Origin of the sequence: Halomonas sp. IOP_14 (assembly GCF_021021315.1) — a bacterium.
GTDB lineage: Bacteria > Pseudomonadota > Gammaproteobacteria > Pseudomonadales > Halomonadaceae > Vreelandella > Vreelandella titanicae.
Genome location: NZ_JAINWD010000027.1, coordinates 1 through 20,167 on the forward strand (window position 1 = coordinate 1; position 20,167 = coordinate 20,167).

Consider the following 20,167-nt stretch of genomic DNA (forward strand, 5'->3'; position numbering starts at 1 on the left):
TGGAGCCTCCGGGAATCCCGGTACGGTTCACCCAATACGATGTCACTTTCAATGGTGCGCCTAGTGAGTCATGGCTGACCTCTATGCTTTCTTGGCTCTTGCCGTTCCTGCTCGTATTCGCTATCTGGGGATTTTTCCTGCGCCGTATGGTATCTAGTCAGGGAGGCCTTGGCAGCATGATGACACTGGGCAAATCGAAAGCCCGTGTTTATGTTGAGACCGAAACCAAGGTGACCTTCGCCGACGTGGCTGGCATTGACGAAGCCAAGGATGAACTCAAGGAAGTAGTGGCCTTTTTGCGCGACCCACAGCGTTATGGTCGCCTGGGGGCTCACGTGCCGAAGGGCATCCTTCTGGTTGGTCCTCCTGGCACTGGCAAGACGCTACTGGCCCGTGCCGTGGCTGGCGAAGCTGGCGTTCCCTTCTTTTCGATTTCAGGGTCCGAGTTCGTAGAGATGTTCGTCGGTGTGGGGGCAGCCCGAGTTAGAGACCTCTTTGAGCAAGCTGCAAAAGCCACGCCGTGTATCATTTTTATTGATGAGCTGGATGCACTCGGCGGCGCCCGAGGGCTTGGTATGCTCGGTGGCGGTCATGACGAAAAGGAACAGACCCTTAACCAGCTACTAACTGAGCTAGATGGCTTTGATACATCATCCGGGATTGTACTTCTGGCCGCGACTAACCGACCCGAGATCCTTGATCCCGCCCTGCTGCGTGCAGGACGTTTCGACCGTCAGGTTTTGGTCGATCGCCCCGAGCGGCGGGGACGTATTGCCATTCTCAATGTACATCTAAAACACCTCAACAAGCTGGCGCCTGATGTCGATGCCGAGCAGATAGCCGCCTTGACCCCAGGGTTTACCGGTGCTGATCTAGCCAACTTGGTCAATGAAGCGGCTCTGCTAGCCACGCGCCGTGATGCCGATGCGGTGACACTAAGCGATTTTACACTCGCGGTGGAACGCATCGTTGCCGGACTGGAGAAGAAAAGCCGTGTGCTTAATGAACATGAGCGACGCGTAGTAGCGCATCACGAAATGGGCCATGTTCTCGTCGCCGCTTCGTTGCCTGGAATGGACCCCGTACACAAAATCTCTATCATTCCACGTGGGGTTGGCGCCTTGGGCTATACACTCCAGCGCCCAACAGAGGAGCGTTTCCTGCAAACGGTTGCCGACCTAAAGAGTCGTATGGCAGTGCTGATGGGCGGCCGAGCCGCCGAACGCATGATTTTCAACGAAATCTCCACTGGAGCGGCTGATGATCTGGCCAAGGTGACCGATATTGCCCGTAGCATGGTCACCCGATTCGGAATGAGTGAGGAAGGCGGACAAGTCATTTATGAGGAAGACCGGCAAGCATTTCTAGGCGACAAATTTGGGCTCGCAAAGCCCAAGACCTACTCCGAGGAAACAGCCCGTGAAATCGATACTGCCATACGCAGACTGGTCGACGACGCTTTTGATAGTGCCACCCAGATACTGACCCGCCGTCGCAAGGTACTGGAGACCGGTGCCGCCATGCTGCTTGAGCGCGAGACGCTGACCGCCCAAGATTTTCCGCCTATCGGGGAAGTAGCAGAGATAGCTGACAGGCCAGCGACGGATCGAATATAAAGCACTCTTGACCCATAGGTACGATAGGCTCGACTAAAAAACATAATGACTACTTTGTCTGACCTATTACAGCAAAGTGTGGATTTATTGATAATGGTCACGATAAGACGAGGAGAGGCATTTTAAAATAACAATAACCTTTTACTATAGGCTCTTAAAGTAACAAAAGAGGCATCTAGCCGGCCAACGGACATTTGCGTAATGAATGTCTCGCCCCCCTTAGCCCCGAACAAGTATGGAGTGATTCGTGGAGTTCAAGGATTATTATCAAATACTTGGGATCGATAGAGCTACCGCCATCCCCGACATCAAGAAGGCCTATCGCAAGCTGGCGCGCAAGTATCATCCTGATATTAGCAAGGAGCCCGATGCTGCCCTGCGTATGCAGGAAATCAATGAGGCTAAGGCGGTGCTTACCGATCCCGAGAAACGTGCGGCTTACGACCAACTGGGAGAGCATTATCGTGCTGGGCAGGAGTTCCGGCCGCCGCCAGATTGGGATGCAGGTTTCGAGTTCTCGGGCAGAAATTACGAAGATGTCGACCTTGGTGAGTTCAGTGACTTCTTCACCGATCTATTTAGCCACGTTGGTCGGCGAAGCACCGGGTCACATCACCGCGTGCGTGGATTGGATCGTCATGCAAAAGTTTTCATCGACTTGCGCGACACCTATGACGGTGCAACACGCTCGGTGACTTTGCATGCGCCACAGACTGATCCACAAGGACATGTCTACCTGCAGCAGCACAATCTCAAGGTGCGCATTCCTAAGGGTATCACTGAAGGTCAGCATATCCGCTTAGCGGGACAGGGCCACCCTGGTACAGGTGGGGGCGAGTCCGGCGACCTTTATCTGGAAATACACTTTACACCGAACCCCGACTATCGCGTGGAAGGGAAAGATGTGTTCGCAACCCTGCTGGTTGCACCTTGGGAGGCAGCTCTCGGTACGTCTCTCACGATGCCCACACCTTCTGGACAGGTTCAACTGAAAGTGCCCAAAGGTTCCCAAAGCGGTAGAAAGTTACGATTGAAAGGCCGAGGCATTCCCAGTTCTGAGCCTGGTGATCTCTATTTCGTCCTGAACGTGGTATTACCTCCGGCCAATACCGATAAGGCACGCCAACTGTATGAAAGTATGGCGCGTGACATACCATTCAACCCGCGTCAAAAGAGGTAGATCATGGTTGAAAACAACATAGTCAATGGTGAAATACTCGACGAAACTACCCTTACACTGGAAGAGTTCGCGCATGCATGCGCCGTAGAAAGGCAATGGGTGAAAGAGCGGGTCGAGAGCGGCATGCTCGGCGATGGCACTCACTACGTCTCTCAATGGCGATTCACCAGCCACGATCTTATTCGGGCTCGCCGCCTTCGCCAAATGGAGTACGATTTCGATGCTGTCCCAGAGCTAGCCGCTCTGGTCGCCGACTTGTTTGAGGAGATTGAGCGACTAAAAGGACGGCTCAGAGCGGCTGGACTGCCCTTCCATTAAGTCGCTAGTCCATGACCACTTATGGGATTGATGAATGCTGCATTGATTTATGTTGCCGTTGCCCCCCTGCTCCAGGGTTTGTTCGGCCATAAACAACACGCCGAAAGTAGCTGGCTGAATCATTCTTGTGCTTTTCTAAGTCTTACCAGGGCGCCAAAGAAGAACACGCTTCCAATGATGGCCAGCGCCAACAAATGCGGCCAGACAATTCCCAATCCGGCGCCACGAAAGAGAATGGCCTGAGCAAGCTCGACAAAGTGAGTGGTCGGGGCGACGAACATAATGCGCTGCACTAGATCTGGCATGCTTTCACGCGGTGTCATCCCGCCCGAGAGAATCTGCAGGGGAATCAGTACCAGAATGATTAATAGCCCCAATTGCGGCATTGAGCGCGCCATCGTACCCAGAAAAATCCCCATCGATGTGGTCGCGAACAGCAGTAGCGTGGCGCCGAAAAGATAGAGCATCTGCGAGCCGCGAAGAGGTACTTGCAGCCAACCCTCGACGATAATGCGTAGTGCGAAGACCGAAGCCAGCAGCACGACCAACCCCATCGACCAGACCTTGGCCAACATGATCTCGAACGAGGTGACCGGCATGACCAACAAATGCTCAATGGTGCCGTGCTCTCGTTCACGGATCAACGCTGCTCCTGTCAGGATAATCGACAACATGGTGATTTGATTGATAGCTTCATTAATGGCGCCGAACCAACTTCGGTTGAGATTAGCGTTGAATTCAGCACGAACCACTGCCTCAATGCGGCCCGGTGATGATTGCTGGTATGCTCCGATGAAATCGGCCACCTCACCACTGATAATCCGCTGGATATGCCCAGCTCCCGTGAATGCCTGGCTGATCTGGGTAGCATCGACATTCAACTGAATGGTCGGCTGTCGAGCGGCCAGCAGATCACGCTGAAAGTTAGGAGGAATATTAAGTGTAAAGGTATAACGCCCCGCATCCATGCCGCGATCCATCTGGCCAATATCGATAAATTCGGGCGGCAAAAAATAGGGAAGTTGAAAGGCATTAACAATACGCAAGGATGCCTGAGATCGATCCTCGTCGACGATGGCTACGCTAGCCCGGAACGGCGCCTCCGGCTCGCCAGTGGCACTCAGGTAGATCCCCAAAGTAAACGAGTAAACGATCAGTAACATCAGAGCCGGGTCGCGATACAGGCTGCGTATTTCCTTGATACCCAGTTGCAGAATATTGGCAAACCTGGCCATGTCAGCGCTCCTGCTTCCTAAGCCCCAAAACACTAAACAACGTCAGTACGGGGATAGTAATCAGCAGGGCCAGAAAATACGGTGTCAAATCTCCCAAACTAAGCGCTTTGGAAAACACGCCTCGACTGATAATCAGAAAATGGCTAGTGGGGTAGATATGTCCAATGACAGCCGCCCCCCCTTGCAGCGCAGAAACCGGAGAGAGTAGCCCCGAAAACTGGATCGCAGGCACCAGTGTAGCGATGGCGGTATCGAAGATAGCGGCAATCTGACTATGCAGAACCGATGACATCAACAATCCCATCCCCGTGGAACAGGCGACATAGAGCAGCGCTCCTAGGCTCAATGTCAGCAGGCTCCCCTTCACTGGGACGCCAAAGGCCAGAACGGCGAACGTCACTAAGGTGGCGAAATTGATCATCGCCAGCATTATGTAGGGCAACTGCTTGCCAAGCAGAAATTCCAACCGAGAAACCGGCGTGACGTAAAGATTGATAATAGAACCGAGCTCTTTCTCACGAACGATTCCCAGTGCAGTAAGCATCGCCGGTATCAGCATGAGCAGTAACGGGATCATCGCCGGGGCCATGGCTGGCAGGCTTCTAACATCGGGATTGTAGCGGTAGCGAATGGCAATCTCGACAGGAGAAGAGGTTCCAGCACTTTCACTCAAACGAGCTACGGTCTCAGCATGAATCCCCTCCACATACCCTTTGATGGTATCGGCCCTGACCGGCATGGATCCGTCGACCCAGTAAGCAACTTTGGGCACATTGCCACGCTTGAGATCGCGGCCAAACCCTGGCGGAATTTCCACCGCCAGGCTAATGTCGCCGCTGCGTAGACGTTGCTGTACATCGGTGTAGTCGGTCAGAGGAAACTTCTCGGTGAAATAACGCGATCCCGTTAGATTGAGAGTATACGCTTGGCTGGTAGTGGTCTGGTCACGATCGAGCACGGCATAGGTCAGATGTTCGACATCCATATTGATGCCATATCCCATGATAAACATTAGGATCAGACTACCCAGCAGCGCCAGCGTGGCGCGTATCGGATCGCGACGTAGCTCCAGGGTCTCTCGGTGGGTATAGCTGAACAAACGACGCAGGCTAACGGTCAGCCCGCCTGACCGGGTCGACGGGTGCGGTTTTAGAGAGGTAGTTGTCGGCTTTTCGGGCTCGGCTTCATCTATCTTGCTAGCCTCCTTCAGGTACGCCATAAAGGTAGCTTCTAGTGTGGGTAAGCCACGCGACGCTAGTAGCCCCGCAGGGGTGTCGGTGGCTAATACGCGCCCTGCATGCATCAGGGCAATTCGGTCGCAGCGCATTGCCTCGTTCATGAAGTGGGTGGAGATGAAGATCGTCACTCTCTCTCCACGGGAGATCTGCCCTAACAGCAGCCAGAAATCATCGCGTGCAATCGGATCCACTCCAGAGGTGGGTTCGTCGAGAATCAATAACTCAGGACGGTGAATAACAGCCACCGCCAACGACAGCCGCTGGCGCACACCTAGGGGAAGCGCTGTCGGTAATTTGTCAGCCACTGCTGTGAGGTCAAAACGATCCAGCATCTCCCTCACGCGAAGGGAGCGCTCAGCCTTAGGAAGATGAAACAGGTGCGCATGCAATTCAAGATTCTGACGAAGCGTCAGTTCCGTATAGAGAGAAAAACCCTGGGACATGTAGCCCACCCGACGGCGCGTAGCGATATCGCGTGGATCGACGGGCTTATCGAATAGCAATGCCTTTCCTTCACTGGCGGATAGTAGCCCAGTGAGCATCTTCATCGTGGTGGTCTTTCCACAGCCATTAGATCCCAGGAAACCAAATATTTCACCGCGTTCGATACAAAAGTCAGCGTGATCCACGGCGACGAAATCGCCGAACCGCTTGGTAAGTCCATGGGCCTCAATGGCTATATTGGCATCAGGTTGACGCGGCGTTATCTTGAAGTCTCGATGCCTGCGCCGTTTAGTCTTGGGTAATAACCTGATAAAAGCTTCCTCAAGCGTTGCGCTTTCCGTCGCTGCCAGCAGATCGTGGGGCGAGCCAGTATTCAGTACCTGTCCCTCATTCATGACCACCAACCAGTCGAAACTTCGAGCCTCCTCCATATAGGCAGTGGCAACTAGTACGCTCATACCTGGGCGCTTGCCCCGTATCCTACCAATCAGTTCCCAGAACTGGGCGCGTGACAAAGGATCGACGCCAGTGGTGGGCATCGAGTATCAATAGGTCGGGATCGTGGATCAGCGCACAACATAGCCCCAGTTTCTGTTTCATTCCGCCGGAGAGCTTGCCGACAGGACGTTCCGTGAACCCAACCAGCCCAGTACTGTGCACAAGTTCGGCAATACGACTATGCCGGTTCCGGCGATCCAGACCGAATAGTCGGCCGAAGAAATCGAGGTTTTCAAAGACTGTCAGAGTGGGATAGAGGTTCTTTCCCAACCCCTGAGGCATATAGGCAATCCGCCAGCACACCTGTTTGCGATGTCGCCCTTCTGCCATGTCACCGCCTAACACGACAACTTTACCCTGCTGAATTTTCCTGGCACCGGCGATCAGGGCCATCAGACTGGACTTACCCACGCCATCGGGTCCGATCAATCCCACCATACTGCCAGCTGGGATGGCCAAATTTAGGCCAGATAAGGCATGCACTGAACCATAGCGCAAGCTGACACCTTCAAGCTGTACCACAGGTTTATCAGGGATCATGGCGTCACATTGACCTTCAGTTCTTCGGGCCAATCGAGCGTATCATCAAGCTTGAGATAGGCCATGCCCGGCAAACCGGTTTTGACTTGATCCAGATGCTGTTCAAGTAGCGCAGGGTCGATACGAGCCTTAACTCGAAACATTAACTTTTCACGTTCGCTAGCCGTTTCCACGGTCTTGGGCGTGAATTGGGCCACGCTGGAGACGTAGCTGACGTTAGCCGGGATCACATACTGAGGTGCTGCATCTAGCACCAAGTGCACGTCAGCACCCAGCGCAACACGCCCGGCTTGACGCTCGGGCAGGAAAAAGGTCATATACACATCGGTCAGATCGATGAGATTGAGTACCACGCCCCCCGCTGACAGCACTTCACCGGGCTGAGCGACACGATACTGAACCCTAGCCACCCGGTCACTGCGCAGCTGGCTGTCTTCAAGATCTGCCTCTAATTTGTCCACCGTGGCGCTCGCCGCCTCAATGGCCGCCTGTGACTCAATGACCTGTGAATCGGCTGCCTCAATAGCCGCCACGGCAGCGAGTACACCCGCACGCGCTGCCGCCAACGCGGCTTCGGTACTCTCCAAGCGGGCTAAGTCATCGTCGAGTTGCTGCCTTGACAAAGCATTGCGAGCGACCAATGCCAGAGTTCTTTCATAACGCTTTTGAGCCGCCGTTAGCTCGGCTTGCCGTTGCAGAACGGTGGCATCGGCAGCCGTTTTTTCGCTCTGTCGTTGAGCTACTTGTGCCTGGGCGGTGCGTGTCGCGCTCTCGGCCTGTCGAACCTGTGCCATGGCCTGTCCCAGCTCGGCTTCTAGCACCTTCGTGTCCATACGCACCAAAAGCTGATTCGGCTCGACCTGCTCTCCTTCGCCAACAAACACTGCTTCGATGCGCCCCGCCTGCTTGGTAGCGATATCGATTTCTGTCGCTTCAATCCTTCCATTACCGCTGACAAAACCATCACCCAGCCCATCGGGTCGGAACTCCAGCCATACCAGCACACCGGCAATGAATACAACTCCGGCAATTATTAATATTCGCCATAACACTTTTTTCAGCGTGGAGGACACAACAGAGCTTCCTTGATTCTCTAATTATTCAGTAGGAAAAAAAGATAACGACTGATGTCATTATTGACCTTTACAACCACCATGAAACTGGAAAATGTACATTTGGTGATACAGATCAAGAATATTCTCCAAATATCTTGCATTCCTGATATCAATTCTTGAATGACACTAGGCTTAAGAGCCTGTCCCTGCTGAGTAGGAGGCTAGACTTGAAAAAGGCTTGCGCGAAGTATAAGTCACTTGCTTTAGATGAAGCAGAAGCGAGGCTGCATACCAAGTAACCATGTCGTCGATACGACTCCAGGGAAACCAGCGACTATCTTCGTGATATGTCAACTTCGGTGGTTTAAATGTAGCGGGTGCCTAATAGTATAAAGAAATCCAAACATGAAACATGTGGATCATTATGCTTTTTACAGAATAATGTTTATAGAAGGCACATGGCAACACAGCTCTCGAAGAATAACTACATAAAGCTATGACACGTAACTGAGGCAGGATCGAAGGGAAAATCAGAAATGGAGGCGGCCCCAAAAGCCACATCCCGGCACACGCAGCCACCACTACCGTTGCTCCCTTCCGGGCCTGGCGGGGTTCGCAGTTTAGCGTTGCGGGAGGACCTAAGGGACCACCATAACGGCACACTCTGTTATAGAATAAGTGTGCTGAGGCTGATGTGGTGGCTACGCCCTGATTTGAACAGGGGACCCCATCATTATGAGTGATGTGCTCTAACCAGCTGAGCTACGTAGCCTTTCCCTCATCAACGGGTGCAGATTATGCCTACCTTAATGACGAAAGGCAAGCCGGATTCCGGCTTGCCCTGCTAGTCAACAAAGCGTATCGAAATTGACTTACTGAATAGCGGCGCGCACGGCCTCTGCACCTGGCTCGCCGTCTCGTGTTGTAACGCCGTCTAACCACTCGTCCAGTAGGCTATCATTAGCCTTCAAATAGTCACGTGCGGCATCACGGGGGTCTTCGCCATCATCCATGATCGCGCTCATGAGCTGATTTTCCATTTCCAGCGTGAAGGTCATATTGCGCAGCAAGGTACCCACATTCGGGCACTCATCCACGAATCCCGCTCGGGTATTCGTGTGCACAGTCGCGCCGCCTAAATTTGGGCCAAAATAGTCGTCGGCATCAGCAAGATAAGCCATATCGAAGTTAGAGTTCATGGGGTGCGGCTCCCAGCCCAAAAACACCATCCACTGCTCATTGGGCACCCGGGCGCGCAGTTCCGCCAACATTCCCGCTTCGCTGGAATCGATCACCTGCCAATCGCCTAACCCATAAGCATCATCATCGATCATCTGCTCAATGAGCTCGTTACCGTCGTTACCTGCTTCGATGCCGTGCAAGCTACGCTCAAACTGCTCCGCATGCTCTGCCAAATCGTTAACCGACGTTACCCCCGCATCGTAAACGTACTGAGGCACTGCCAGGGTATACTTCGCCCCTTCCAGGTTGGTCGCCAAGCGCTCAACTTCACCGCGCTCGATATAGGGGTCACTAATAGAGGCCATCGAGGGCATCCAGTTACCCAGGAAGACATCGAAATCATTGTTGCGCATACCGGCGTAGGCAATCGGAACGGAAACTGTATCGACGCTTGGCTCATAGCCAAGCCCTTCAAGGACTTCGCTGGCGAGCGCAGTGGTGGCGGTAATATCTGTCCAGCCCACTTCAGCAAAGCGCACGCTGCTGCACTCGTTTGCATAGGCTGCCGTTGGCAGACCCGCTGCCAGCAATAAAGCACCTGCATAGCGTGAAGAAGTTCTGCTCATCATCGTAGTCCCCTTTTATAAGCTTATTGCCAATACATATTGCCAATACGTATTTCCAAAACATAGATACGACCACTCCGTTGCTGCAGTGGTCGCAGTGCGTAGCAATCACCGCTGTCTTTTTATTGATTGAACGTTCAATAAAAAAATGCCATCATTGTTAGGTAATCATGTCTACGCTCGGGTTTCAAGCAACGACCCTGTTAGGCATTCAACGAACTAGGAGAACGTCGTGCCAAAGGTGGGAATGGAACCGATACGCCGCCAGCAGTTAATCAACGCGACTATGGCAGCCATTGATGAAGTCGGCTTAGCCGAAACTACCGTGATGCGAATTGCCCGCCATGCGGGCGTGTCAGCGGGCATTATCAGCCACTATTTTGGCGGTAAAGATGGCTTGTTGGAAGCGACGATGCGGCAAATCCTGACCGACCTGTCCGGAGCCGTTGCGGTGCGTCGCCATGCGCTGGAAGACGACTCTCCCCGCGCCCATATCGGTGCCATTATTGAGGGTAACTTTGACCGCACTCAGGTCACCGGCCCCGCCGCCAAGACATGGTTAGCGTTCTGGGCCAGCAGCATGCATAAGCCTATGCTGCAGCGTCTGCAAAACGTCAATGATCGCCGTCTTTACAGCAATTTATGTCACCAGTTCCGACGTGTTATGCCCCGCGTAGAAGCCCGCAACGCAGCACGCGGCTTAGCCGCCATGATTGATGGGCTATGGCTGCGTGGCGCACTAACGCCAGAAGGCCTTGACGCCGAAGAGGCCCGCTACCTTGCCCACACCTATCTCGACCAGCTTTTTGCTCATCATGGATGCACCAACAAAGCATCCAATATTTACCTTTAATTTTCTGATTCTTGGAGATCGACATGGCCGCTCAAGACGTACAGCCACTTTATATTGATGGTCGCCAGGTAAACGCCACTTCAGGCGATACTTTTACCGTTACCAACCCCTTCGATGGCAGCCTGCTGGCCACTATCGGCCAAGCCAGCCAAGCGGATGTTGACACCGCGGTCGCCGCAGCCCAGCGCGGCCAGCGCGAGTGGGCCGCGATGAGCGGCATGGAGCGCTCACGCATCCTGCTGCGCGCCGTCGCGCTGCTGAGGGAGCGCAATGACGAGCTAGCTGAGCTTGAAACCCGCAATACCGGCAAGCCGATAAGCGAAACGGCCAGTGTCGATATCGTTACCGGCGCAGATGCGTTGGAGTACTACGCGGGCCTGGCGCCGGCTATTGAAGGCAGCCAGATCCCCCTTCGCGACAGCTCTTTTGTGTACACTCGCCGCGAGCCCTTGGGTGTCATTGGTGCCATTGGCGCCTGGAACTACCCGATCCAAATCGCCTGCTGGAAAGCCGCCCCGGCGCTGGCGGCAGGCAACGCAGTGGTATTCAAGCCCAGCGAAGTGACCCCGCTGACCGTGATGAAACTAGCGGAAATCTTTACCGAGGCAGGCCTGCCCAACGGCGTCTTTAACGTGGTTCAGGGCGACGGCCGCGTGGGCGCCATGCTCACCGAGCACCCAGGCATCGCCAAAGTCTCGTTCACCGGCGAAGCAGGCACCGGCAAGAAAGTGATGGCCGCCGCTGCTAGCTCAACGCTGAAAGACGTCACCATGGAACTGGGCGGCAAATCGCCGCTGCTGGTGTTTGCAGATGCCGACCTTGATCGCGCTGCAGACGCCGCCATGATGGCCAATTTCTACTCCAGCGGCCAAATCTGTACCAACGGCACGCGGGTATTTGTTGAGCGCAGCGTTAAAGATGCTTTTGAAGCCAAACTGGTGGAGCGCGTTAAGCGCATCAAAGCAGGCGACCCCATGGATCCCAGCGTCAACTTTGGTCCCCTAGTCAGCTTCGAGCATCAGGAGAAAGTGCTCTCCTATATAGCCCTGGGCAAAGAGCAAGGCGCTCGCCTGCTCGTGGGTGGCGACGACTGGAACACTGGTAGCTTTGCCAATGGCGCCTGGGCTGCACCCACCGTGTTTACCGACTGCACTGATGAGATGCGTATCGTGCGCGAAGAGATCTTTGGCCCGGTGATGTCGGTACTCGCCTTTGATGATGAGGCGGAAGTCATTCGCCGCGCCAATGACACCACCTACGGCCTGGCCGCCGGTGTCTTCAGCGAAAGCTTGAACCGCGCCCACCGCGTGATCCACCAGTTGGAAGCGGGTATTTGCTGGATTAACACCTGGGGTGAGTCACCCTCGGAGATGCCGGTAGGCGGCTATAAAGAGTCGGGCATTGGTCGCGAAAATGGTGTTGAGACGCTCAATCACTACACCCAGACCAAGTCGGTACAAATCGAGATGGGGCCATTTGAGTCAGTGTTTTAACTCTAAGCACTAAGCTCCGCCGGTAGGCATAACACGAAGACGCTGTGAACCCACCCATGGGTGCTCGGCTTTTTCATCTGACCGCCAAGGATGGCGGGAATGCTGGAATCGCATGGAGCACTTTCCGGCCCTGAAAAAGACGCTTCGCTTTTATGCCTACCGGCTCACTTCCTCGACTCGCCAGATTTCTTAAGGAGACACTATGTCTCAACCACGCGAATTTGATTACATCATTATCGGTGCAGGCTCGGCGGGCAATGTGCTCGCTACCCGCCTCACCGAAGACAGCAACGTCAGCGTATTGCTGTTAGAAGCGGGCGGGCCCGACTACCGCTTCGATTTCCGCACCCAAATGCCCGCTGCCTTGGCATTCCCACTACAGGGCAAGCGCTACAACTGGGCGTTTGAAACCGACCCCGAGCCACATATGGATGGTCGCCGCATGGAGTGTGGTCGTGGCAAAGGGTTGGGCGGCTCCTCACTGATTAACGGCATGTGCTATATCCGCGGTAATGCACTCGATTACGACAACTGGGCCAAACAGCCCGGCCTCGAAGATTGGGACTACCTAAGCTGCCTGCCCTACTTCAAAAAGTGCGAAGCCCGCGACATTGGACCCAACAGCTACCACGGTGGCGACGGCCCGGTCAGCGTGACCACGCCCAAAGCGGATAACAACCCGCTTTATCGCACCTTTATTGAAGCCGGCAAGCAGGCTGGCTACCCGGAAACCGAAGACGTTAACGGCTACCAGCAAGAAGGCTTCGGCCCTATGGATCGCTTCGTCACGCCCAAAGGCCGCCGCGCATCAACGGCCCGAGGCTACCTGGATACCGCCAAACAGCGCCACAACCTCACCATCGAAACCCATGCCGTTACCGATATTATTGAATTCGAAGGTAAACGTGCGGTGGGGGTACGTTATGAGCAGAAAGGCGAAAAACAGCAGGCCTACGCCCGCCGTGAAGTACTCCTGTGCGGTGGCGCCATCGCTTCCCCGCAGATTCTGCAGCGCTCAGGCATCGGCAACCCTGAACTGCTGAAGGAACTGGGTATCGAGACGGTTCACGCCCTGCCCGGCGTAGGTGAAAACCTCCAGGATCACCTGGAGATGTACATCCAGTACGAGTGCAAAGAACCCATCTCGCTCTACCCCGCGCTAAAGTGGTACAACCAGCCCAAAATTGGTGCTGAATGGCTGTTCAATGGCACCGGCGTGGGCGCCAGCAACCAGTTTGAATCCTGTGGTTTTATCCGCAGCCGCGATGAAGAGGAGTGGCCCAATCTGCAATACCACTTCCTGCCCATTGCCATTAGCTATAACGGCAAGAGCGCGGTGCAGGCCCATGGCTTCCAGGCCCACGTTGGCTCCATGCGTTCAGAAAGCCGTGGTCGTATTCGACTTACCTCGAAAGATCCACACGCCGCGCCCAGCATCCTGTTCAACTACATGGCCAAAGAGAAAGATTGGGAAGAGTTCCGCGATGCTATTCGCCTGACTCGCGATATCATCGCTCAGCCAGCCTTTGATAAATACCGTGGTCGCGAGATAGCACCAGGGCCCGACGTGCAGTCGGATGCCGAGCTCGATGCCTTCGTCAAACAGCACGCCGAAACCGCCTACCACCCCTGCGGTAGCTGCCGTATGGGCGAGGGTGAAATGGCCGTCACCGACGGCCAGGGTCGTGTCCATGGTATTGAAGGCCTTCGCGTCGTAGATGCCTCACTGTTCCCGGTGATTCCCACCGGCAACCTGAATGCGCCCACCATTATGTTGGCCGAGAAAATCGCCGACCGTATCAAAGGCCATGAGCCGCTTCCCCGTGCCAGCGTTGACTATTACGTCGCCAACGGAGCACCGGCCAAACGCGCCTGAACATTTAGTCTGTTTTTTACTCCAAACGCCATGGCTTGTCGCCATGGCGTTTTTTTTGGCTACGTTAAAGGAACAAGCTACGCCAAACGTGCCTAAAAACTTGCGTGTGATAGCCCCCATCTGCCAATATTCAAACAAGTGTTCGACTCAATATCTCAACAACGATGTTACTCGCGTTTTATTAACAACAGTCGGCCTGCAACAGTGGCCAGCAAAAAGAGAGATAACCTATGCTCACCCTACTTCTGATCGTGCTCGCCATTGTCGGCTTGCTCGTGGTCATGCGTCGCGAAGCAGGCGCTCCCGCGGCGCTAGCTGTGTTTGGCGTATTAGGCCTTGTTGGCCTACTGTTTGACGCGGAAATCATTGGTGGTCTGCTGCTTCTTGGCGCTGCGGCAGTAGCCGTGGCAGGCCTGCCTGCACTGCGTCGCAAGTGGCTCACACCGCGCTTATTCGCCACCTTTAAAAAAGTCGCCCCCAAAGTTTCCGCCACCGAGCGCACAGCTCTGGAAGCGGGCAGCGTTTCCTGGGACGGAGAGCTATTTTCAGGCAAACCCCAGTGGGAAAAACTGCTCGCCTTTAAAGACGATGGCCTACGCGACGATGAGAAAGCCTTCCTAGCCAATCAGTGTGCGAAAGCCGCTGGCATGTGCAACGCCTGGGACATCGCCCAGGAGCGCGCCGACCTGCCCCAGCAGCTTTGGGACTACCTGAAAAAAGAGGGTTTCTTCGGCATGATTATTCCGAAGGAGTACGGTGGTCTTGGCTTCTCGGCTAAGGCTCAGTCCATGGTACTGCAGAAGCTCTCCGTCAATGAAACCCTGATGGTGACCGTGGGCGTACCCAACTCCCTCGGCCCTGGCGAGCTGCTGCTTAAATACGGTACCCAAGAGCAGAAAGATCATTACCTGCCGCGCTTATCCGATGGCCGCGAGATCCCCTGTTTTGGCCTCACCGGCCCCCGCGCAGGTTCTGACGCTACCTCGCTGCCAGACACTGGCGTTGTATGTAAGCAAACCATTAACGGCGAAGAAGTGATCGGCCTGCGCCTTAACTTCGAAAAACGCTGGATCACTCTGGCGCCCATCGCCACAGTCGTTGGTCTTGCCTTCCGTCTGTTTGACCCGGAAAAATTGCTGGGTGACGAAGAAGATCGCGGTATTACCCTGGCGTTGATTCCCCGCAATACCGACGGCATGGAAATCGGCCGCCGTCACCACCCTATCGGCAGCCCGTTTATGAACGGCCCGATTATCGGCAAAGATGTCTTTGTTCCGCTGGACACCATCATTGGCGGCCCAGACATGATCGGCCAGGGCTGGCGGATGCTGGTGGAGTGTCTGTCTATCGGCCGCTGCATCACGCTGCCGTCAGGCGCCACCGGCACCGCGCGTTACGCCCTGGGCTGGAGCGGCGGTTTCACCCGTGTTCGTCGTCAGTTCAACGTGCCGGTTGCCGAAATGGAAGGTGTGCAAGAGCCCCTCGCCCGCATGACGGCGCTGGCCTATATCTCCCAGGCCACCGTGTATCAAACCGCCAATATGATCGACCACGGCGAAAAACCCGCCGTGCCCTCAGCCATCCTGAAGAGCCAGTTGACCGAGTTCCAGCGCGTATTGCTTAGCGATGCGATGGACGTTCACGGCGGCAAGGCGGTCACTCTTGGCCCGCGCAACTACCTCGGTATCGGTTACAGCGCCAACCCGGTGGCGATCACCGTGGAAGGCGCCAACATCATGACCCGCAACCTGATGATCTTTGGTCAGGGTGCTATTCGCTGCCACCCCTACGTACTAGAAGAACTGGCCGCCAAAGACGCCAACGATATGCAGGCGTTCGATAAAGCCTTCTTCGGTCACGCGGGCTTGATCTTTGGTAACGCTGCGCGCGCCTTTACCCTCGGCTTTGGCATTGGTAAAGCCAGCGTACCCTTCGACGGCCCCGCCGCCGCCTATGCCCAGGATATTGCCCGCCTCTCCGCTGGCTTTGGCCTGTGTGCCGATGCTGCCATGGCAAGCCTGGGTTCAGCGCTGAAGAAACGTGAAATGATCTCTGCACGGCTGGGGGATGTGCTGTCTAACCTCTATCTCACCTCAATGGTACTCAAGCAGTGGCAGGCAGGCAGTAAAGTAGAAGGCGAAGAGGCGCTGTTGCACTACAGCTGCCGCTTCCTGCTCCAGCGTGCCGAGCAGGCGTTTGTGGAGATTTTCGATAATCTACCCAACCGTGCGCTAGGTAAAACGCTCAACGCCGTAGTAATGCCCACCGGTCGCCGCTGGAATAAACCCCACGATGACCTGGCCCGGGATATCGCTAAGCGTGTGTCTACACACAGTGCCCTGCGCACCAAGCTGCTGGAAAACACCTGGGATGCAGACGACGGTGAACAGCGCAACCCGCTGGCGCGCTACAACGCTTTGCTGGTCGATTATGACCGCGCCGAGGCGATCTACCGCACGGTGAACAAGGCGTATGCTAAAGGCAAACTCCCGCAAACGGCGCTGCATCCTGAGGCACGTGTAGAAGCCGGTCTGGAAAAAGGCCTGATCAATGAAGAGGATGCCGACTTTATGCGTACCTTCGAGGCCGAAGTACTGGAAATGCTCACCGTGGACGATTTTGCCTACGATGCCTTTGCCAAGAATAAGTCCACGCTGATCGAGCACAACGGAAAACCTGTGGTAGCGCCTAAGCAGGAGGAAGAAAACGTTAAGTAATACCTCTTTTTCAAAGCATTACCTGTAAAGATAGCCGACTCCTGTATGCCAGGAGTCGGCTTTTTTGTGTTCACTTTCTACACCTAAATGCGTAGACCAAGGAACCAAAAACGCGTTGCAAGTTCGCAAACGATCAACTAGCCTTTCGTAAACGAAAACGATCTACCTTATCCAACAACAATGACGCTAGCGAGATCGGCATGTCCTTACATTTGCAAAATATCGATCACATCGTTAACGGTGTGCCCCATATCAGTGGGATAGACTTAGCCCTAGAGCCAGGATCCTTTAATGTGCTGCTTGGGCGAACACTTGCTGGCAAAACCACTTTAATGCGCCTAATGGCGGGGCTTGAACCACCCACCCGCGGCAAAATTATTATGGATGGCAAAGACGTCACGAACGTCTCAGTGCGTAAACGCAATGTCTCCATGGTGTACCAGCAGTTTATCAACTACCCCAGCCTCACCGTTTACGACAACATTGCGTCGCCGCTTAAACTGGCCAAACACCCAAAAAGCGAAATTGATAAACGGGTTGGCGAAATTGCTGAAATGCTGCATATCGAGCACCTGCTTAACCGCTACCCGCAGGAACTCTCTGGTGGCCAGCAGCAGCGTACCGCCATGGGGCGGGCCTTGATCAAAGATGCCGATTTAATTCTGTTTGATGAACCGCTGGTCAATCTGGATTATAAGCTCCGCGAAGAGCTACGCGATGAGTTGCGTGACCTGTTTAAAGCGCGTAACTGTATTGCGGTATACGCCACCACCGAGCCCAATGAAGCGTTAGCGCTGGGCGGTAACACGGCGGTACTGCACGAAGGCAGGCTTCTCCAATACGGCCCTACCGAGCAGGTCTATCGCGAGCCCAATGGCCGCTTTAGCGCAGAAATGTTCTCCGAACCCCCAATCAATATCGTTCCCGGTCAGCTGACCGACAGCGAGATCACCTTCGACCAAACGCTTCACTTTCCCTGCGATGACGAGCTAAAGCGTCTTGAACCGGGTGATTACGACTTTGGCGTGCGAGCTTCGCATCTCACTCTACAACCCCAACAGGCCGATGACCTGGCCCTGGATGTCCATGTGGATGTAGCGGAAATTAGTGGCTCTGAAACCTTCCTGCATGTTCGCCACGAACGCTTCCCCTTAGTGCTGCACTTAGCGGGTATTCACCAGTTTAGTGTTAATGAACCTCTGAAAGTTTACTTCCCCACCCATCAACTTTACGCCTTCGACAAGCAGGGTCACACGGTACATATTCCTGCACGTCAGGGAGGAGCTGCCCATGGCTGAGATCACACTAAAAGGCTTAGCGCACTCCTACGAAAAAACACCCAAGGGTGCGGCAGATTACGCCATCCGACAGATGGATCATGTATGGCATCAGGGCGGTGCCTATGCCCTATTGGGCCCTTCAGGGTGCGGTAAATCGACCCTTCTGAACATTATTTCGGGCCTGCTTGAACCCTCGGAGGGTGACGTACTTTTCGACGGTCAGCGGGTCAATGAGTTGCCCCCAGAAGAGCGCAATATTGCCCAGGTGTTCCAGTTTCCGGTGATCTACGACACCATGACGGTGTTCGATAATCTTGCCTTTCCCCTGCGCAATATGAATACCCCCGAGTACCGGGTGAAACCCAAGGTACTCGAAGTCGCCGATATTCTTGAGCTGACCCCTTTGCTGGATCGTAAGGCCAAAAACCTGACCGCCGACGAGAAGCAGAAGGTCTCCATGGGCCGTGGGCTGGTACGTGACGACGTAACGGCGATTCTGTTTGATGAGCCGCTAACCGTTATCGACCCGCAGCTAAAGTGGAAGCTGCGTCGCAAGCTCAAAGAGATTCACGAGCGCTTCAATATCACCATGATCTACGTGACCCACGATCAGCTCGAGGCCTCTACTTTCGCGGATAAAATTGCCGTGATGTATGAGGGCCAGGTGGTGCAATTCGGCACCCCACGTGAGCTGTTCGAGCGCCCTGCGCATACCTTTGTGGGTTACTTTATTGGCAGCCCGGGCATGAATTTTATGGCCGTGGAATATCGCGACGATCAGGTAATGTTCGGCACACAGCCACTGCCGGTTAGCGAGCAGATGAAGCACGCTGTCGCCAGCGCTGCCAATGCCAGCGCTAACAATATTAGCCATAACAATATAAAACTAGGCATCCGCCCCGAGTTTATCGCCATTTCCTCAAGTGAAGTGGCCAATAGCGTGCCGATTCAGGTGACCAGCGTGCAAGACCTGGGCACCTACTCCCTGCTGACCTTCAAACTCAACGAGCAAACGTTTAAGGCACGCCTGCCCGAAGGCCATCCGCCGGTCAGTGAAGCGGCGTTTGCGCACTTCGATGCTGCTCACGTAGCGCTGTATATCGATGAATACCTGGTGGAGGCTGGTCATGAATAACAAGGTACCCAATAACAGAGCCTGGCTACTGGTGCTTCCCATGCTGGTGTTGGTGGCCTTCTCCGCCATCATTCCGCTCATGACCGTGGTCAACTACTCCGTGCAGGACGTGCTCGGGCCGAACGCACGCTTTTTTACCGGCACTGAGTGGTTTCAAAGCATGCTCAACGACGACGCACTGCAGGCAGCGTTTCTGCGCCAAATTTCGTTTTCGCTGATTATTCTGGCTATTCAGATCCCGCTAGGGATTGGCATCGCGCTGATTATGCCCAAACGCGGTTGGCAAGCCTCGGCGGTGTTGATCCTGATTACCCTGCCGTTGCTGATTCCCTGGAACGTAGTGGGCAGTATCTGGCAAATCTTTACCCGTGGCGATATCGGCTTAATGGGCTGGGGCCTGCGCGAACTGGGCATGGAATACAATATCACCCGCAATGCAGGCGACGCCTGGGTAACGATCATTTTAATGGACGTGTGGCACTGGACGCCGCTGGTGGCCATGCTGTGCTACAGCGGTCTACGCTCGATTCCCGAAGCCTACTATCAAGCAGCACGTATCGACCGTGCCTCAAAATGGGCGGTATTCCGCTATATTCAGCTCCCCAAGCTAACCAACGTGTTGGTAATCGCTGTACTGCTGCGCTTTATGCACTCCTTTATGATCTACGCCGAACCCTTTGTACTAACAGGCGGCGGGCCGGGCAGCGCCACCACTTTCTTAAGTCAATCGCTAACCACTATGGCTGTCGGCCAACAGGATTTAGGCCCTTCTGCAGCTTTCTCGCTGATCTACTTCCTGGTCATTCTGCTGGTGAGCTGGGTGTTCTACACCACCATTATGAATATGCAGAAAGACAAACCGCCGCACGGAGGTGCCTAAC

15 protein-coding genes, 1 tRNA gene and 1 other RNA gene are annotated in these 20,167 nt (G+C 54.6%); 10 read left to right on the forward strand and 7 right to left on the reverse strand.

Annotation, left to right across the window (positions count from 1 at the left end; translation table 11 throughout):
- From ftsH to K7H09_RS16575, 3 genes are all read left to right on the forward strand, one after another.
- Nucleotides 1-1,616 (forward strand): ATP-dependent zinc metalloprotease FtsH (ftsH, locus tag K7H09_RS16565; protein WP_230805219.1); only part of this gene is annotated, 1,616 nt, incomplete at its 5' end.
- Between the two features lie 247 nt (nt 1,617-1,863).
- A complete protein-coding gene (locus tag K7H09_RS24560) occupies nt 1,864-2,796 on the forward strand; it encodes a DnaJ C-terminal domain-containing protein (RefSeq protein ID WP_039858316.1) in 933 nt (310 codons plus the stop codon).
- A 3-nt stretch (nt 2,797-2,799) separates the two neighbouring features.
- A complete protein-coding gene (locus K7H09_RS16575; RefSeq protein WP_039858314.1) occupies nt 2,800-3,114 on the forward strand; it encodes a chaperone modulator CbpM in 315 nt (104 codons plus the stop codon).
- 119 nt (nt 3,115-3,233) lie between these two features.
- On the opposite strand, the gene K7H09_RS16580 is transcribed toward K7H09_RS16575, so the two are convergent.
- The 7 genes from K7H09_RS16580 to K7H09_RS16605 all read right to left on the reverse strand — a co-directional run bounded on the left by K7H09_RS16580 (nt 3,234) and on the right by K7H09_RS16605 (nt 9,932).
- Nucleotides 3,234-4,349 carry an ABC transporter permease gene (locus K7H09_RS16580; protein WP_041158414.1) on the reverse strand — a complete coding sequence of 372 codons (1,116 nt, stop codon included), beginning with the start codon at nt 4,347-4,349 and terminating at the stop codon, nt 3,234-3,236.
- A gap of 1 nt (nt 4,350) precedes the next feature.
- Entirely contained in the window at nt 4,351-6,570 is a 2,220-nt protein-coding gene (gene rbbA, locus K7H09_RS16585; RefSeq protein ID WP_442908124.1) for a ribosome-associated ATPase/putative transporter RbbA, read from the reverse strand.
- The gene (locus tag K7H09_RS24620) at nt 6,512-7,069 is read right to left on the reverse strand and encodes an ATP-binding cassette domain-containing protein (RefSeq protein WP_442908125.1); all 558 of its coding nucleotides are present in this window, start codon (nt 7,067-7,069) and stop codon (nt 6,512-6,514) included. Before K7H09_RS24620 ends, rbbA begins: the two co-directional genes overlap by 59 nt.
- Nucleotides 7,066-8,142 (reverse strand): HlyD family secretion protein, encoded by a 1,077-nt coding sequence (locus K7H09_RS16590; protein ID WP_230805221.1) that lies wholly within the window; start codon nt 8,140-8,142, stop codon nt 7,066-7,068. The genes K7H09_RS24620 and K7H09_RS16590 overlap by 4 nt, the downstream gene beginning before the upstream one ends.
- A 528-nt stretch (nt 8,143-8,670) precedes the next feature.
- Nucleotides 8,671-8,767, reverse strand: an RNA gene (gene ffs / locus K7H09_RS16595) — signal recognition particle sRNA small type.
- Nucleotides 8,768-8,819: 52 nt separating this feature from the next.
- Nucleotides 8,820-8,896, reverse strand: a tRNA-Met gene (locus tag K7H09_RS16600).
- A 100-nt stretch (nt 8,897-8,996) separates the two neighbouring features.
- Complete coding sequence (locus tag K7H09_RS16605; RefSeq protein ID WP_400671129.1) at nt 8,997-9,932, reverse strand: choline ABC transporter substrate-binding protein; 936 nt, start codon at nt 9,930-9,932, stop codon at nt 8,997-8,999.
- Between the two features lie 232 nt (nt 9,933-10,164).
- Here K7H09_RS16605 and betI point away from each other — a divergent pair, with 232 nt between their 5' ends.
- From betI to K7H09_RS16640, 7 genes are all read left to right on the forward strand, one after another.
- Nucleotides 10,165-10,785: a transcriptional regulator BetI gene (gene betI / locus K7H09_RS16610; protein ID WP_009286516.1), complete on the forward strand. Its 621-nt coding sequence runs from the start codon at nt 10,165-10,167 to the stop codon at nt 10,783-10,785.
- A gap of 23 nt (nt 10,786-10,808) precedes the next feature.
- Complete coding sequence (gene betB / locus K7H09_RS16615; RefSeq protein WP_027959237.1) at nt 10,809-12,278, forward strand: betaine-aldehyde dehydrogenase; 1,470 nt, start codon at nt 10,809-10,811, stop codon at nt 12,276-12,278.
- Nucleotides 12,279-12,480: 202 nt separating this feature from the next.
- Entirely contained in the window at nt 12,481-14,154 is a 1,674-nt protein-coding gene (gene betA, locus K7H09_RS16620) for a choline dehydrogenase (RefSeq protein WP_027959236.1), read from the forward strand.
- A 230-nt stretch (nt 14,155-14,384) separates the two neighbouring features.
- Nucleotides 14,385-16,871: an acyl-CoA dehydrogenase gene (locus K7H09_RS16625; protein WP_230805225.1), complete on the forward strand. Its 2,487-nt coding sequence runs from the start codon at nt 14,385-14,387 to the stop codon at nt 16,869-16,871.
- A 200-nt stretch (nt 16,872-17,071) separates the two neighbouring features.
- Nucleotides 17,072-18,169, forward strand: coding sequence for an ABC transporter ATP-binding protein (locus K7H09_RS16630; RefSeq protein ID WP_022523706.1), 1,098 nt, complete (start codon nt 17,072-17,074; stop codon nt 18,167-18,169).
- Nucleotides 18,162-19,286, forward strand: a complete 1,125-nt coding sequence (locus K7H09_RS16635; protein ID WP_022523707.1) for an ABC transporter ATP-binding protein — start codon at nt 18,162-18,164, stop codon at nt 19,284-19,286. The genes K7H09_RS16630 and K7H09_RS16635 overlap by 8 nt, the downstream gene beginning before the upstream one ends.
- On the forward strand, nt 19,279-20,166 hold the full coding sequence (locus K7H09_RS16640) for a carbohydrate ABC transporter permease (protein ID WP_159176720.1): 888 nt from the start codon (nt 19,279-19,281) through the stop codon (nt 20,164-20,166). Before K7H09_RS16635 ends, K7H09_RS16640 begins: the two co-directional genes overlap by 8 nt.
- Nucleotide 20,167: the final 1 nt, after the last annotated feature.